At 70.4% G+C, this 15,181-nt stretch carries 14 protein-coding genes; 9 read left to right on the forward strand and 5 right to left on the reverse strand.

Features of this window, described 5'->3' with window-relative positions:
- The first annotated feature begins 49 nt into the window (after positions 1–49).
- The 3 genes from SACCYDRAFT_RS23975 to mmuM all read left to right on the forward strand — a co-directional run bounded on the left by SACCYDRAFT_RS23975 (position 50) and on the right by mmuM (position 2,885).
- Entirely contained in the window at positions 50–988 is a 939-nt protein-coding gene (locus tag SACCYDRAFT_RS23975; RefSeq protein ID WP_232283738.1) for an ABC transporter ATP-binding protein, read from the forward strand.
- Complete coding sequence (locus tag SACCYDRAFT_RS23980; RefSeq protein ID WP_005460192.1) at positions 985–1,857, forward strand: ABC transporter permease; 873 nt, start codon at positions 985–987, stop codon at positions 1,855–1,857. Before SACCYDRAFT_RS23975 ends, SACCYDRAFT_RS23980 begins: the two co-directional genes overlap by 4 nt.
- A gap of 125 nt (positions 1,858–1,982) precedes the next feature.
- On the forward strand, positions 1,983–2,885 hold the full coding sequence (mmuM, locus tag SACCYDRAFT_RS23985) for a homocysteine S-methyltransferase (protein WP_043537518.1): 903 nt from the start codon (positions 1,983–1,985) through the stop codon (positions 2,883–2,885).
- Positions 2,886–2,894: 9 nt separating this feature from the next.
- On the opposite strand, the gene SACCYDRAFT_RS23990 is transcribed toward mmuM, so the two are convergent.
- From SACCYDRAFT_RS23990 to SACCYDRAFT_RS24010, 5 genes are read right to left on the reverse strand one after another with little or no spacing between them, the layout of a single operon-like run.
- Complete coding sequence (locus SACCYDRAFT_RS23990) at positions 2,895–3,917, reverse strand: hypothetical protein (protein ID WP_005460195.1); 1,023 nt, start codon at positions 3,915–3,917, stop codon at positions 2,895–2,897.
- On the reverse strand, positions 3,914–4,915 hold the full coding sequence (locus tag SACCYDRAFT_RS23995) for a GNAT family N-acetyltransferase (protein ID WP_005460196.1): 1,002 nt from the start codon (positions 4,913–4,915) through the stop codon (positions 3,914–3,916). The genes SACCYDRAFT_RS23990 and SACCYDRAFT_RS23995 overlap by 4 nt, the downstream gene beginning before the upstream one ends.
- Positions 4,912–6,054, reverse strand: a complete 1,143-nt coding sequence (locus SACCYDRAFT_RS24000; protein WP_005460203.1) for a hypothetical protein — start codon at positions 6,052–6,054, stop codon at positions 4,912–4,914. Before SACCYDRAFT_RS24000 ends, SACCYDRAFT_RS23995 begins: the two co-directional genes overlap by 4 nt.
- Positions 6,051–7,109, reverse strand: coding sequence for a hypothetical protein (locus SACCYDRAFT_RS24005; protein WP_005460205.1), 1,059 nt, complete (start codon positions 7,107–7,109; stop codon positions 6,051–6,053). The genes SACCYDRAFT_RS24000 and SACCYDRAFT_RS24005 overlap by 4 nt, the downstream gene beginning before the upstream one ends.
- The gene (locus SACCYDRAFT_RS24010; protein WP_157606557.1) at positions 7,106–7,894 is read right to left on the reverse strand and encodes a hypothetical protein; all 789 of its coding nucleotides are present in this window, start codon (positions 7,892–7,894) and stop codon (positions 7,106–7,108) included. Before SACCYDRAFT_RS24010 ends, SACCYDRAFT_RS24005 begins: the two co-directional genes overlap by 4 nt.
- Positions 7,895–8,171: 277 nt before the next feature.
- On the opposite strand from SACCYDRAFT_RS24010, the gene SACCYDRAFT_RS24015 reads away from it, so the two are divergent.
- The 6 genes from SACCYDRAFT_RS24015 (at position 8,172) to idi (ending at position 15,156) form a co-directional block, all read left to right on the forward strand.
- Complete coding sequence (locus SACCYDRAFT_RS24015) at positions 8,172–9,146, forward strand: glycosyltransferase family 2 protein (protein ID WP_005460209.1); 975 nt, start codon at positions 8,172–8,174, stop codon at positions 9,144–9,146.
- On the forward strand, positions 9,143–10,378 hold the full coding sequence (locus SACCYDRAFT_RS24020; protein ID WP_005460211.1) for an ATP-grasp domain-containing protein: 1,236 nt from the start codon (positions 9,143–9,145) through the stop codon (positions 10,376–10,378). Before SACCYDRAFT_RS24015 ends, SACCYDRAFT_RS24020 begins: the two co-directional genes overlap by 4 nt.
- A gap of 8 nt (positions 10,379–10,386) precedes the next feature.
- Complete coding sequence (locus tag SACCYDRAFT_RS24025; protein WP_005460213.1) at positions 10,387–11,757, forward strand: hypothetical protein; 1,371 nt, start codon at positions 10,387–10,389, stop codon at positions 11,755–11,757.
- 21 nt (positions 11,758–11,778) lie between these two features.
- A complete protein-coding gene (locus SACCYDRAFT_RS24030; RefSeq protein ID WP_005460215.1) occupies positions 11,779–13,593 on the forward strand; it encodes a carbamoyltransferase family protein in 1,815 nt (604 codons plus the stop codon).
- Entirely contained in the window at positions 13,590–14,321 is a 732-nt protein-coding gene (locus SACCYDRAFT_RS24035; RefSeq protein WP_005460217.1) for a hypothetical protein, read from the forward strand. The genes SACCYDRAFT_RS24030 and SACCYDRAFT_RS24035 overlap by 4 nt, the downstream gene beginning before the upstream one ends.
- Before the next feature lie 211 nt (positions 14,322–14,532).
- A complete protein-coding gene (gene idi / locus SACCYDRAFT_RS24040; protein WP_005460219.1) occupies positions 14,533–15,156 on the forward strand; it encodes an isopentenyl-diphosphate Delta-isomerase in 624 nt (207 codons plus the stop codon).
- Positions 15,157–15,181: the final 25 nt, after the last annotated feature.

Below are 15,181 nucleotides of genomic sequence, written 5' to 3' on the forward strand. Positions count from 1 at the left end.
CACTGTTAGAGGCACTGTTTCCCTAACACTGCTAGAGAGGGGCGTGATGATGACATCGGCGATCCACGTCGCCGGACTGGAGAAGTCCTACGGCTCCACCACCGCCGTGGCCGGGATCGACCTCGACGTGCACCGCGGCGAGCTGTTCGGCTTCCTCGGACCCAACGGCGCGGGCAAGTCGAGCGCGGTCAAGGTGCTGTGCACGCTGACCGACCCCACGGCGGGCACGGCGGTGGTGGCCGGACACGACGTGCGCACCGAACGCCACCACGTGCGACGGCGTATCGGGACCGTGTTCCAGGAGTCCACACTGGACATATTTCTCTCGGCCGAGCAGAACCTGCGCTTCCACGGCGAACTCCACGGCCTGCAGAGGAGAACCCTGCGGCACCGCATCGACGAGGTGCTCGACTTCGTCGGCCTGACGAAGCGCCGTCACGATCCCGTGCTGAGCCTCTCCGGCGGCATGAAACGGAAACTGGAGATCGGCCGGGGACTGCTGCACACCCCGGAGGTGCTCTTCCTCGACGAGCCCACCGTCGGGCTCGACCCCCACACCAGGGCGTCGGTGTGGGAGTACATCGCGACGTTGCGCGACGCCTGGAACGTCACGGTCTTCGTCACCACCCACTACCTCGACGAGGCCGAGCACTGCGACCGCATCGCCATCATGAACGAGGGCCGGATCGTCGCGCTGGACACGCCGGACGCGCTCAAGAACACCGTCGGAGCCGACCGCGTCCGCCTGCGCACCGAGGACGACGCCGCCGCGGTCACGCGCCTTCGCGACTCCTTCGGTGTGGACGCCGCCATCCACGACGGCTCCGTGACGTTCGCGATCGCCGACGGCGGCGCGTTCGTCCCCCGGCTGTTCGAACACCTCGACGTCGCCGTCGAGACCGTCACCGTGACCCGGCCGAGCCTGGACGACGTGTTCATGGCCTACACCGGGCGCACCATCACCACCCCCGAAGGAGCCGCCCGATGAGCCAGGCGCTGACGACTCCGGCGACCGCGCCGACGTCGCCGACGGGCGGGTTCGCGCACGAACTGCGTGCCGTGGCCGCGGTGTGGCGCAGGGAGGTGACATGGCTGGCCCACGACAAGCGCCGCACCGCCATGACACTCATGCAACCGCTGATGTACCTGTTCGTCATGGGCACCGGCCTCGCCGGGGTCATGGAGCGGGAGGGGCCGATCGGCTTCGAGACGTTCCTCTTCCCCGGCGTGCTGGCGATGGGCGTGATGTTCACGGCCACGTTCGGCGGCATCTCCGTGGTGTGGGACAGGGAGACGGGATTCCTCCGCGAGATGCTGGTGGCTCCGATCTCGAAGTCGGCCATCGTCCTCGGCAAGGCGCTGGGGGCGGCCACCACCGCGATGGCGCAGTCGGCCGTGCTGCTGCTGACGGCCGGACTCGTCGGCGTGCCCTACGACCCGCTGCTGTTCGCGGCGCTGCTCGCGTTGTTGCTGGTCGGAGCGCTGCTGCTCACCGCGCTGGTCATGCTGCTCACCGTGCGGATGAAGCGCGCCCAGTCGGCGATGCCCACGAGCAACCTCGTGATCACGCCCATGATGTTCCTCTCGGGTGCGCTGTTCCCGGTGGGCGACCTGCCCGGCTGGCTGCACGTGGCCACGGTCCTCAACCCGTTCACGTACGTCGTGGGGCCCATGCGGTCGGCGGTGTTCGCCTCGCTCGATCCGACCGCCGTGCCGGAGAGCGCCCGCGCCGTGTTCGATCCCGGAATCACCTGGGCGGGCTGGGCCGTGCCCGTGCCGGTGCAGGTGCTGGTGGCCGTCGCGAGCACGGTCGTGCTGCTGGCGTCCGCCGTCGCGCTGTTCAACCGCACGGAATGAAGAGGCTCCCGACCGTGCTGCGACTGCACCTCGGGCTCGGCCGAGTCGCGTACCCGAACTGCGGACACGCGTACGCCAAGTGCGGACACGGCGGCGTTCGGGCCGGCGCTCCTACAGTGGTTGCCGTGGAACTGTTCGACGGTGGACCCGTGGTGAGCGACGGCGGGCTGGCGACCGAGCTGGAGGCCCGGGGACACGACCTCACCGACGCGTTGTGGTCGGCACGGCTGCTGCTCGACGCGCCCGGAGAGATCGTCGCGGCGCACCGCGCGTTCTACGAGGCGGGAGCCGTCGTCGCCACCACCGCGAGCTACCAGGCGTCCTTCCCCGGTTTCGCCGAACGCGGCCTCGACCGAGGTGAGGTGGCGACGCTGCTGCACCGCAGCGTCGCGCTCGCGCGGCAGGCCGGGGACGAGGTGTCCGGTGACGGGCGGCGCCGGTTCGTGGCCGCCTCGGTCGGCCCGTACGGCGCGGCACTCGCCGACGGCTCGGAGTACCGAGGCGACTACGGACTCACGGTCGCCCAGCTCCGAGACTGGCACCTCCCCCGCCTCGAAACCCTGGCCGAGGCGGAACCCGACCTGCTGGCCGTCGAGACGATTCCCGACGTCGTCGAGGCCGAGGCGCTGGTCGGCGCGCTGGCCGGACTCGATGTGCCCGCCTGGCTGGCCTACACCGTCGACGGGGACCGCACCCGCGCGGGGCAGCCGCTCGCCGAGGCGTTCGCCGTGGCCGCGGCGGCTGACGAGGTCGTGGCGGTGGGCGTCAACTGCTGCGCGCCCGCCGACGTCACCCCGGCCATCGCCTGCGCGCGAGCCGTCACGGACAAACCCGTGGTGGTGTACCCGAACAGCGGCGAGAGCTGGGACGCGCGGCAGCGCACCTGGACCGGACCCTCGCGGTACTCGCCGGAACTCGCGCGGCAGTGGGTGGCCGAGGGCGCGCGGGTGGTCGGCGGTTGCTGCCGGGTGCGCCCCTCCGACATCGCCGACATCTCCGACATCGCGGAACTCGCCCGGACGCTGTGACCGGCCGGTTCACGGCACCGGCATCGCCACCGCGTACTGGGGCAGCAGTTCGGCGCCCATCGACGCCTTGAGCCTGGACATCTTCTTGCCGAGCACCACACCGCGCCTGCCCTCGGCGATCGCCCACCGCACGAGTTCGCCGTAGAAGTGGAAGTACAGTCCTCTCCGCCCGCCGTCCTCCACCGGCAGGGACGACCACGAACGCCCCAGCGGCCATTCGGGGTGGTCGAAGACCATGCCCGCCCCGAGCAGCGCACCCGTGCCGGTGTCGCGGTAGGACAGCACGAAGACGTCGGGCTGTGCCAGCAGCCGCCGCAGGTAGCCGACGAACTGCGGCAGCGGCACGATGGGCACGTCGCGGTGCTTGACCTCGTTGACCCGCAGCAGCCGCGCGAGTTCGACGACGTCCACAGCCTCGCCCCGCAGGATCTCCACGACGACGCGAGGGTCCTCGTCGACGGCGTCGAACATCTTCCGCAAGTTCATCCTGCGCTGTTTCGGCAGAGCCGCGAACCAGTCGGCGCGGCTGTCGAACCTCTCCGTGACGATGCGGGCGATCGGTTCGGTCTCGCGCACCACCCGCAGCCTGCCCCGCACCACGTCGAGCGCGGCCTCGGGCACCTGCCGGATCAGCGCCGCCTTCAACCCCACGCCCAGCAACCTGCGCATCGTGGGCAGGTACGCGCGCAGCAGCTCCTGGCACCCGGCGTCGTCACCGAGGTCGGCGAACCACCACGCGGGGAAGGCGTTGCTGCCGGGTGCCCGGATGTCCAGACCCCCGAACCCGCCGCCGCGCGGCGACGCGGTGAACCGGTACCTGCGGGTGCGGGCGCCGACCCAGGCCGCGCCCACCAGACCACGCGGTCGCGACCCGTCCAGCGACACCGTGAGATACCACGGGGTGCGCGCACACCACGCCTGCTCGCACAGCACGTCCCACGCCCAGTCGGCACGCAACCCGGCGTCGGCGAGCAGCCGCCGCCAGTACACCGGCTCGGCATCGAACCGCGGATCCAGCACCTCGATGCTCATCGCGCCACCGGCCTCGGAACCGCGGCCACCCACAGGGGACGCGTCGCCAACCCCAGCGACTGCTTCAGCTCCAACCTGCCCCTTCCCGCCGACAGGCCCTCGCGTCGTGTCGCGACGACGTGCCCCATCAGCCGCGCATAGGAGTCGAAGTAAAGGTGCTGCCTGCCGCCCTCCTCCCGGCTCAGCGCCGCCCAGTGCTGGTAGAGCGGCACGGCAGGGTGGTCGAGCAGGTCGGCGAACGCCAGCAGGCGGCCTGTCCGATCGTGGTAGGTGAGCGTCAGTACGTCGTCGCGGCGCACGAGTGCGTGCAGGTACTCCCCCGAGACCGGAGCCCGGCTGTCGAACTTCGGGCGCCCCAGCCGGGCACGGTGCCGGTTCACGAGAGCGGCGAGTTCCTCGCCGTCGAGGTCGTCGCGTGCCGCACCGAAGCGGACGACGAGGTCCGGGTCCCGGTCCACCCTGCGCACCTGGCCGCGAATGCTGTGCCTACGGCTGCGTGCCAGCGAGGAGATCCAGTCCTCCACTGTCGGGAACCGGTTGTCGAGCACGGACGTCCCCATGGCCTCCCGCACCAGGCGCCCGAACCCGGACACCAGAGGCAGCCCGTCCGCCGGCACGTACCGGTAGAGCAGCCCGACACAGGACAGCCCCGCGAACCGGCACAGCCGCCGCTCCATCCTCCGCAACAGCCGCACCCTGCTCCGCGGGCCGAACCCGTCGGCGAACGCCCAGCCCGGAAACCCGGACACCCAGGGGTTGTGCACTTCCAGCAGCGTGACACCCGCGGGGCCACGTACCACCGTCGCGGTCATCGCCGCGGCGATCCGCCCGCGCACCGTCGCCACCGCCAGTGCCGTCGGGTGAAGGGCGTGCCGGGACTCCACACCCAGCAGCCCGTAGTCCCACGGCGCGTGCAGCCGAGCGGCCTCGCGGAACACCGCCCAGCCGTCGGGTTCGGGATCGTGCGCCGGGTCGTGCACCGCGACGGACACGCTCACCGCCCCATCACCGGCCTCGGCACCGCGACCGACAACAGTGTCCTGGTGGTGAAGCCGAGCCCGGCCTTGAGGTCGAGCAGGGTGCGCCCGGCCGTCAGCTCGGGCCGCCCCGAGTCGATCAGATGCCGGACGGCGTGCACGTAGCCGTCGACGTACAGGCGGGGCACTCCGCCCCTCCCCCTCGGCAGAGCGGCCCAGTACGGCATGGCCACACCGCCTGCGGTGTCGAACATCGTGTGGAACGCGACGAGCCTGCCGGAGGGATCGCGGTATGTCCGCGTGACGACGTTCGGGGAGCGGAGGAGTTCGGCGAGATAGGCGGTGGGGACGGGACTGCGGGTGTCGAGATGCAGTCCCGCGATCCTGGCGCGTTGCCCGGACCGCCACGCGCGGGCGTCCTGGCGCGCACGGTGTTCGTTCAGCAACGAGGCCAGCTCCGCCGCGTCGAGGTCCTCGCGGCCCGCTGCCGTGGTGACGTCGAGGGAGTCCGGGAGGTCGAGGGCCTCGCGCACGGTGGTGCGCACCTGCGGCCGCAACGACGCCAACCAGTCGTCGACCGAGTCGAAGCGGTTGTCGAGCACGGTGGTGGGGTCGATCTCCCGGACCGGCCTGCCGGGGCCCGCGACGGCCTCGGCGATGTCCGCGGGCATCGCACGGTAGACCACACCGAGGAGCCCGAGCCCCACGTACTCGGCCAGCCTGCGCTCGAACAGTCGCAGCAGTTCCCGCCGCTGCGCCCCGTCCAGCTGACGGCGGAAGACCACGGCGGAGTGACCGGAGAACCACGGCAGGTACACCTCGGCCCAGCACGGCGAGAGCCCCGGCCTGTGGGTGGCGGGCCGGGGCCCGAACACCTGGCCCCGCACCGGGCTGCACAGCATCACCACGCACGCGCCCAGCACTCGGCCGCCCTCGCGCATCACCGCGAGCACGGGCGGGTTGCGCGACAGCCAGGACTCGATGCGCAACAGCCGGTAGTCCCACATCGGCGCCACCGCGGCGAGCTTGCGGAACTTGGGCCAACCCGAGGGTTCCGGCGCCTGCCGGGGGTCGACGATCTCCACGTCGATGCCGTTGTCCGCCGGTACCCCGGCCGTCTCGTCACGTCCTCGCCCACGCAGTGTGGCAAGTGTCCTCACCGGCCCATCACCGGCCTCGGCACGACGACCCCGTACACCGGCTTTCCGGCGAAGCCCAGGGTCTCCTTGAGGTCGTGGGGCCTGCGGCCTGCCGACAGCTCGGCCACGCCCTTGCCGACCAACTGGTCCACCGCACGCGCGTAGGCGTCGAAGAGGAGGTTCCGCAGACCACCGTCGGCCAACGAGCGTGCCGCCCAGTGCTGCTTCACCAGGCACTGTGGATGATCGAGCAGGGTGTTGACTGCCAGCAATCTTTCCTCACTGTCCCGATAGGTCAACGTGATGACGTCGGATCGCCGCACGAAGCTGTGGAAGTAGGAGCTCAGCAGCGGACTGCGCACGTCCAGAGCCGGGATGCCGCGTTCGAGCCGATGCCGGTTGATCAGATCGGCGACCTCACCGCCGTCGAGGTCGGTGCGCGCCGGACCGAGCCGCACCACCACCTGGCCCCGGCCGACCCAGCCCTCGACCTCCTTGAGCGCCCGCTTCACGCTCATCCGCCGGGACTTCGACAGCGCGGCGAGCCAGTCCTCACGGCTGGTGAACGTGTTGTGAAGCACCGAAACGGTGTCGACCTGCCGCACGATGCGGCCCCGCCCGCCCAGCGCCCTGGCGAGGTCGGCGTCGACCGACCGGTAGAACACGCCGAGCGTCGCGACGCCGAGGTACCGAGCCAGCGCGCGCTCCAGCCTCCGGAGCACGGCTGCTCGGGCGTCGTCGTCGAGGCCGTCGGCGAACACGACTCCGGGAAAGCCGCTCAACCACGGCTGGTACACCTCGGCCCACACCGGCGCGACCGGCCGCCTGCCCCTGCGGGGAACACTCGCGTAGGCACGACGCAGCCGGGGAGTGCACACCAGCACAGCCGCACCGGCCACGATTCGCGCACCGTCGCGCACCACGACGAGCAGCGGTGGGTTGCGGGCCGCCCAGGCCTCCAGCGTGAGAAGGGCGTAGTCCCACACGGCATGCAGTCGCCTGCGCACACGGAAGTCGCTCCAACCGAACGGTTCCGGCTCGGTGCGAGGGTCGGCGATCTCGATCGACTCGGTCACGTCGACACGACCGGCGTGCCATGCCGGGGACACCACCGGACGTCACCCCGGACACCACCGTCCACGAGCACGTCCACGAACATCGGCGAACGTTGCTTCAGCAGGGTGAACGCCAGTCCTCCCCGGGTTCGCCTCGCGTAGACCCGGCGGTGGTCGAGATGCCACCGGCCGCACTCCCGCAGCGCACCCAGGTAACCCAGCAACGGATCGTGCAGCACACCGTAAAGCGCACCGTCCAGATCGGACACACTGCGGTGGGGTAGCCGATACACCAGGTGACTCGACTCGGCAGGCAGGACCGAGATCAGCCCGGACAGCTCCTTGTCCCCGCCCACCGCGAGCACAGGTCGCCGGCGGCGCAACGCGCCGAGAAGTTCGGCGACCACAGCGGACTCCTCGGCACCGGCGAACAGGTCGGGGTGCAGCGCAGCGCCCCGGACACCGTTCGGAAGGTCCGCGGGCGGCCGGGTGATCTCCCGGTCGACGATCACGACGAGCGTGCCGGATCGGGGCCGCCGGGCTACGGGCAGCACCTGGCCCAGGCCCCTGGCCGGGTCGTACTCCGCCTCGCCACCCGCGAGCGGCACCAGGTCGACGAGCACGCGAAGGAGTTCCTCGGGGTGGGACGCGCCGTCGTGCGTGCCGGTCCGCCCCTCGACGAGCGTCGGTTCCGTACGCCCTTCCAACGCCCATCGCTGACGGTAGAAGGGGACGGTGTTGAACGCCGCGAGCACCGTCCGCCGGTACGCGGCGTGCCACAGCACGGCGGTACTGCGAGACAACATGGCGACGGAGTGTGCCACCAGGGAACCGGGAAACAACAGGGAAGAGACGGCGAATCGGCCGAACAGATCACGGGTTTCGAAATGGACGTCGGCCGAACGGCGCAACTTTCCCAGCAGCTCTGGTCAATGCCCAGGGGCCACGGCTTATAAACAGCCATCCTCGTCAGCCGGGGCTCGCGTCGATCCGCGGCCCCAGACCAGAACAGGGGAAGTTCATGTGCTCGCCTGCACGTCCTGCGCACCGGGGTACAGCTGCGTCCACCAGCGATTCTCGTCGATGACCGAGGGCACTGCCTACCCGGAAGAGACCGGAATCACCGTCGTCGTCCCGTGTTACAACGAGGTCGACAACATCGAGCACTCGTACGCCGAGATCGTGGCCGAGCTGGGCGAGTTCGATCTCGAACTGCTCTACGTCGACGACGGCAGCACGGACGGAAGTCTCGACGTCATCCGGACGCTCGCCGCGACCGACCCACGCGTCCAGTTCCTCTCGTTCACCAGGAACTTCGGCTTCGAGGCCGCGTTCTCGGCCGGCTACCGCTATGCGCGAAAGCCGTGGATCCTCCACGTCGACGCCGACCAGCAGTTCCCCGCCGCCGAAGCGCACAAGTTGATCGCGGCGGCGAAGTCGGGCTACGACGCCGTGTTCGGCGTGCGCACCAACCGGCAGGACCCGGTGCTGCGGCGCTGGGGCACGGCGGCGTTCCACTTCATCGGCCGCAAGCTGCTGCGCATCGAGCTGCCGCAGGGCGCGACGGCGTTCCGGCTGGTGCGGACCGAACTGGCGAAGCGGATCGTCGACCTCCGGCTGGGCACGCCGTACTTCCTCGCCACCGTGCCTCGGCTGACCAGCCGGTACACCACCGTTCCCGTCGCACACCGGGCCAGATCCCGGGGTGAGTCCAAAGTGGGCATGAGCTTCCTCTCGTCTCATGCGATCGAGCTGTTCGTCGGGTTCAGCCGCAGGCTCAGCACCGCCGCGGCGACGGCGTGCGTGCTCTCGGGAGCGCTGGCCATGGTGCTGGCGGTCACCACAGCCACCGGGCTGGTCACCGGGACCGCGCTGAACGCCGTGCTCTTCGGTCTGCTCTCCGTGGGACTCGTGACGCTGGCGCTCAGCGTGCGATCGCTGGTGGTGGTGGGAGCGGGCCAGCCGCGACCACGGCTGTACTACATCCGGGAAGCCAGCCTTCCCGTCGACGAGGCCGACCGCCTCCTGAGCACACCGTCGAACCTGGGGACCACATGAGAAGAACACTGGTCGTGCTCGGCGGCGCCGACGGCTCCGTCGGGGTCTACCGCCGTGCGAGAGAGCTGGGCTACCGCACCATCTGCGTCGACGTCCGGGCAGGCGCACCCGGCGTGGCCGTGGCCGACGAGTACCTGCAACTGAGCGTGCGGGCACCCGAGCGCATCGACGCGGCGCTGCGCTCCCGCACCGACATCGCGGGTGTCATCTGCCCCGCCAGCGACGTCGGACTGCCCACACAGGCGTGGCTTTCGAAGGCGTGGAACCTCCCCTCCCCCCTGCCGCACGCCGCCGTGGAGGCGTCGGTGGACAAGCCGGTGTTCCGTGCCGTGTGCGAGCGCGCGGGTGTGCCGACCTATCGCAGCGTGTCGGGCACCTCGGGGCCCGAACTGGTGCGGGCCGCCCGCCACATGCGGTTTCCCACGCTCGTGAAGCCCGTGGACTCCTCCGGCAGCCGAGGGGTCATCTCCTGCCCCGACCCGGGCAAGTTGCGGTCGGTCGTCGCCGAGTCGCTGACCTTCTCGCAGCGCGGCCGGGTGGTCGTCGAGGAACATCTCGACGGCAGGCACCTGACGATCGAGGCACTCGTGGTGGACGGCGACATCGCCTTCCACGCCGTCACCGAGCGCACGATCACCCCGCCACCGTTGTTCGTCACCACGACCCACACCATGCCCGCCGACCTGCCACACGACGCCGCCCAGGCTCTGCCCGGCATGCTCGCCGCGGTGTGCGCGGAGATCGGCTACCGCAACGGCCCGCTGACCTTCGACGCCGTGCTGACCCGCGACGACACGCTGTACCTGATCGAGATGGGTGCCCGCATGGGCGGCAACGGCATCGCCGAGGTGGTCGAGAACTGTTACGGCGTGGACCTGATGGCCGCCACGATGGCACAGGCCGTCGGCGAGAAACCGGTGCTGACCCCCAAGCCGCCGATGCCGACCCTCGTACACATCCTCGCCTCCGACCGCACCGGCAGACTCGCCGCGATCGAGGGCGCCGAGGAGGTTCGCGCCATGCCGGAGGTCGCCGACCTGCAACTGTTCGTTCACGAGGGCACGCTCGTGCGGCCGTACGAGCAGGCGGGGTACAAGCTCGGCTACGTCGTGCTCACCGCCTCCTCCGTCGAGCAGCTGCGGTCGGCGGAGAGCGCGGTGCGGGGCACGCTCAAGTTCAGGTTGGACGCACAGGGCTCCGAGGAACAGGACATGGCGGTGCCGCTGCCTTGAGCACGTCCATGGCGACGCCGCTGCGCCCGATGGTGATGGCGCGTCTGCTCGCGGGCCGCGGCGCGTTCCGGATCGGTGTCCAGCTCATGGCCGTGGCGCTCCTCGCGGTGTGGGGCGCCACCCAGTACGGCGATTTCGCCAACGCGTGGGGCACGTGTAGCTGGCTCGTGTTCGTACCCACGGCGGCGGAGAAGGCGGCGCTGAAGATCCTGCCGAGAACCCGGCTGACCACGGCGTCCCTCGCCGGGCTCGCGCTCCGCATCGCGGCGGCACCCGTGGTGGCGCTGGCCGTGGCGCTCGTGGCCGCTGTCGTCGTCGCGCCGTCCTCGCAGGTGACGCTGTACCTGGCGTCGGCGACGTGGGCGGCGTGCACCGGACTGCTGATGACGGTTTCCGGACTGCACCGCCTGCGCGGCAGGCCCGCACTCGACGCGGCGGCGTTCACCGTCGCCGCCGCCGGTGTCGCGGCGGTGACCACGGCGACGTGGCTGTTCGACCTCTCACCGCAGGGGCACCTGCTCGTGCTCGTCGGCGGCATCGCGGTGGTCATCGTCTGCTCGCTCGCCGCGCTGCCCCGTCACTGGGTTCGCCCGCCACGGCACGCCCGGCCTCGGCTGACGCGGGCCTTCGGGCGGAGCACCGTCCTGCTCGGAGTCACCGAGCTGCTCGACGCCGTCACCGTGTCGCTGATCTTCGTGGTGCTCGCGCTCAGCGGACGCGTGGTGGACAGCGGGCCGTTCCACCTCGCCCTGCTCGGTTCGAGCATGGTGTGCTCGTTCGCGCTCTACCACCTCAAGCTCACGCAGCCGGCGACCTCGATGAACCTGCGCGGTACCGCTGGTGCCGTCGGACGCGCCAAGGCACTCCGGCTGCTGCGGGCCGCCGAACTGGCGGGGCTCGCGTTCGTCGCAGCCCTCGGCGCCGCCCTGCTCGTGCCCGCCACCCGGACGACCGTGCTGGCCGCCGCCGAGCTGCCGCTGACCGCGTCGGGGTACGTGGTGCTCGCGGGTGTCGTCGGCGTCGAGATCGTCCTGGCGATCACCCTGATCTACGCCGGATACCTCGTGGAGAACACCGACAGCCGGGTGCTGTCGCTCACCGCGGGAGCCGCCGCGCTGCGACTCGTCGCCACCGTGGTGTTCGCCTTCGCGCTGGCCCCCGGCCTCGGTGCCGTCGGCGGCTTCTGCGCGATCGTCCTCGGCCTCGCCGCCGAAGCGGCGGTTCTGCGCCGCCTGCTGCGTCGTTCCCGCCCGACCACCCCGAGTCGTTCCCGCCCGACCACCCCGAGTCGCTCCCGCCCGACCACCCCGCACCACTCCCGACCCGAACACCCCGCCACTCGTGCCCCGGCCTCGGGGTCGACCCCCGGAAGTAAGTAGCGAGACAAGTTGGAGCTGCCCATGTACGTCCTCGGCATCAGCAGGGTGCACGACTCCGCCGCGGCCCTCGTTCGTGATGGCGAGATCATCGCCTTCGCCGAGGAGGAACGGTTCACCCGCGTCAAGCACGACGGGCGCCTGCCCGCGAAGGCGATCGAGTTCTGCCTGAAGCAGGCGGGCGTCACGCTCGGCGACGTCGACCACGTCGCCTACTACTGGACCCGGTGGGCCGAACCGATCCACGCGGCGAAGGTGTTCGCCCGGTACTTCCCGAAGACGCTGGAGGTCTTCCGTAACGAGAACGGCGACGACGGTGGGAAGGCGGCGGGCCTGCTCGACACGTTCCGCACCGGCGGGGGCAAGGGCGTCGACGACTACCACGTCGGCGGAGCCGTGCTGGCCCACATGAAGCGCTCGTTCACGCTCGAACGTGACGTGAAGGAGGCCGTCGGGTACACGGGGCCGACGAAGTTCAAGGTGCACCTCATCGACCACCACCGGGCGCACGCGGGCAGCGCGTACTACATCTGCCCGTGGGAGGAGGCGGCCGTCCTCACACTCGACGGCATCGGCAGCGACGGCACCAGCACCCTGCTCGCGCACGGCCGGGGCAACCGCATCCACGACCTGCGCCGCATCAAGTTCCCCCACTCCCTCGGCGCGATGTACGCGGCGGTGACCGGCTACCTCGGCTTCTACCCGACCCGCGACGAGGGCAAGGTCATGGGCCTCGCACCGTTCGGCCGCGACACCTACGTGGAGGCGTTCCGCGACCTCGTGCACCTCGACCCCGACGGCGGTTTCGAGCTGAACCTGAGCTGGTTCCGCCACCACACCACCGGCAAACACCAGTTGTCGAAGAAGTTCACCGACACGTTCGGCCCCGCCCGGCCCCGGACCCGCGTGACGGCCGAGAACCCGGTGCCGCAGCACTACTCGGACATCGCCTACGCGCTTCAGGTGACGCTGGAGGAGGCAGGCCTGCACCTGGCGCGCTGGCTGCAGCGGCGGACCGGCTCGAAGCGGCTGGCGATGGCGGGCGGTGTGGCACTGAACAGCGTGATGAACGGGCGCATCCTGCTGGAGACGCCGTTCGAGGAGTTCTTCGCCCAACCCGCCGCCGCCGACGACGGTTGCGCGCTCGGCGCCGCGCTGGAGGTGACCGTCGGTAAACACCACCTCCCCCGGCCTCGCACCGGATTCACCTACACGGGCCCCGAGTTCACGGAGGCCGAGATGGAGGCCGCGCTCAAGGACGCGGGCGTGGAGTACCGGCGGATCGACGACATCGCCGCGCACACCGCCGCGAAGATCGCGGACGGTCTCATCGTCGGGTGGGTGCAGGGCCGGATGGAGTGCGGGCCGAGGGCGCTCGGCAACCGCTCACTGCTCGCCGATCCGCGCGACCCGGAGTCGAAGACCCGCATGAACGAGAAGGTCAAACACCGGGAGGCGTTCCGGCCGTTCGCCCCGTCGTGCCTGGTCGAGCGGGCGGGCGAGTACTTCGCCAGCGACTACCCGTCGCCGGTGATGCTGCTGGTCTTCGACGTCCTCGAACACCAGCGCGACCGCGTTCCCGCCATCACCCACGTGGACGGCACCGCGCGCGTGCAGACCGTGAGCGAGGACGACAACCCGCTGTACTACCGGCTGATCAAGCACTTCGAGGAGATCACCGGGGTGCCCATGGTGGTGAACACGTCGTTCAACGACAACGACGAACCCATCGTGGCGACCCCCGAGGACGCCATCAGGTGTTTCCTGAAGACCGACGTCGACGCGCTCGCACTCGGTCCGTTCTGGACGCAGAAGCCCCACTTGGAGGAAGAGAAGTGACGTCCACGGCGCCCAACCCGACCGAGGCCACGGGCACCGGCGGTGAGCTGATCCGCACGCTCTACCGGCACCGCCGCTGGCTGTGGTTGGTCTTCGCCGTCCCCGCGGCCGTGCTCGCGCTGCTCATCATGGTGGTGCTCCCTCCCGACCAGACGCTGGACAACATCGGCGACTGGCTGTTCAAGGTCAGCCCGTTCCTGTTCGCCGTACCCGCCGTGGCGCTGTTCCCGAGGGTCAAGGCCGCCCCCGCGCTGATCGCGCTGGCCGTGGTGGGCTACATGAGCTACATCGACACGGAGATGGTGCTGCGCATCCAGGAGTTCGCTCGGACGGCGGACACCGATCCCGGTGCGTTCGAGCCGGTGTACCAGTTCGAACTGTTCATCGTGACGTTCATCGTGCTGTTCGCACTCATGACGTACCGCCTCGGTGGGGCCCGCACGGCGAACGTGCTCAAGACGGGTGTCGCGGGCATCCTGATCGTGATCGCCGGACTGAACGACCTGACCTTCTGGGCCCTCAACGAGGTGTGGTCGGCGGGCAGCAGGCCGGACGAGCTGGCGTGGGCGTCCCACATCGTGGTGTTCGTGGGTGGCCCGCCGAGTGTGCTCACCGCTGTGGTCTTCATGCTCGTCCACCTGGCACTCGCCGCGGCGGTGTTGCTGTTGCCGTTGGGTCGGTGGGTCGACCGCGCGCTCGGCACGGCCGCACCCGCACACTCCGGCTGAACCACCTACCGAAGCGCCTGTTCCGGGCAGTGAAACTATCCTCGACTGCCCGGAACGTGGCCGCAGGCATAGTCCCGCAGCGGTGAGGGAACACGCGAACAGCCTGCGCCCGCTTGCCCGGCCGCAACAAACATGATCAACTCAGAGTCGGCGTGCGGGGCGGGGTGAAACGACCGTTCCGCTGGCGACGACGAAGGGTGGTAACGCCGCGATGACCTCAACACTCGATCCCGACGTCGAGTACGTCGTGCTGTGCGGATCGCGGCACGAACGCATCGGCTACGCGCCGAAGGCAGAGGTCCACCACGAGTCCACGCCGCTGCACCTGGCGTTCTCCTGCTACCTGTTCGACCAGCAGGGCAACTTCCTGGTCACCTGGCGGGCCAGGCACAAGTCCACCTGGCCCGGCGTGCGCACCAACTCCTGCTGTGGCCACCCCGGCCCCGGCGAGGTCATCCCGGACGCGGTGGCCCGGCGCCTCACCGACGAGCTCGGCCTCGTCGCCGACCGCATCGAACTGGTGCTGCCCGAGTTCCGTTACGAGGCCACCATGCCGAACGGCACCCGCGAGAACGAGGTGTGTCCCGTGTACCGCGCCACGGTGACCAATCGACGGGACGCCGCCCCGAACCCCGAGGAGGTCGACGACACGGCCTGGGTTCCGTGGCGGGAGTTCGTGGCCGAAGTGGAGGCCGACCGCACCACCGTGTCACCGTGGTGCGCACTCCAGGTGGACCAACTGCGCGCTCTCGGACCCGACCCGCTCGCCTGGCCGGTCGCCGACGACAGCCGCCTGCCCGACGCCGCGCGGGAACCGCTGGAAGCGGGCCACTGAGCTGGGACGTCCGTACCAAAGCAGG

Source organism: Saccharomonospora cyanea NA-134 (genome assembly GCF_000244975.1).
Classification (GTDB): Bacteria; Actinomycetota; Actinomycetes; order Mycobacteriales; family Pseudonocardiaceae; genus Saccharomonospora; species Saccharomonospora cyanea.

Bases quoted from the DNA above. Each gene is read 5' to 3' on its own strand.
- SACCYDRAFT_RS24010 (WP_157606557.1), bottom strand. From the start codon at position 7,894: ATGTTGTCTCGCAGTACCGCCGTGCTGTGGCACGCCGCGTACCGGCGG.
- SACCYDRAFT_RS23980 (WP_005460192.1), top strand. From the start codon at position 985: ATGAGCCAGGCGCTGACGACTCCGGCGACCGCGCCGACGTCGCCGACG.
- SACCYDRAFT_RS23975 (WP_232283738.1), top strand. From the start codon at position 50: ATGACATCGGCGATCCACGTCGCCGGACTGGAGAAGTCCTACGGCTCC.
- SACCYDRAFT_RS24030 (WP_005460215.1), top strand. From the start codon at position 11,779: ATGTACGTCCTCGGCATCAGCAGGGTGCACGACTCCGCCGCGGCCCTC.
- idi (WP_005460219.1), top strand. From the start codon at position 14,533: ATGACCTCAACACTCGATCCCGACGTCGAGTACGTCGTGCTGTGCGGA.
- SACCYDRAFT_RS24025 (WP_005460213.1), top strand. From the start codon at position 10,387: ATGGCGACGCCGCTGCGCCCGATGGTGATGGCGCGTCTGCTCGCGGGC.
- SACCYDRAFT_RS24015 (WP_005460209.1), top strand. From the start codon at position 8,172: ATGACCGAGGGCACTGCCTACCCGGAAGAGACCGGAATCACCGTCGTC.
- SACCYDRAFT_RS23990 (WP_005460195.1), bottom strand. From the start codon at position 3,917: ATGAGCATCGAGGTGCTGGATCCGCGGTTCGATGCCGAGCCGGTGTAC.
- SACCYDRAFT_RS24020 (WP_005460211.1), top strand. From the start codon at position 9,143: ATGAGAAGAACACTGGTCGTGCTCGGCGGCGCCGACGGCTCCGTCGGG.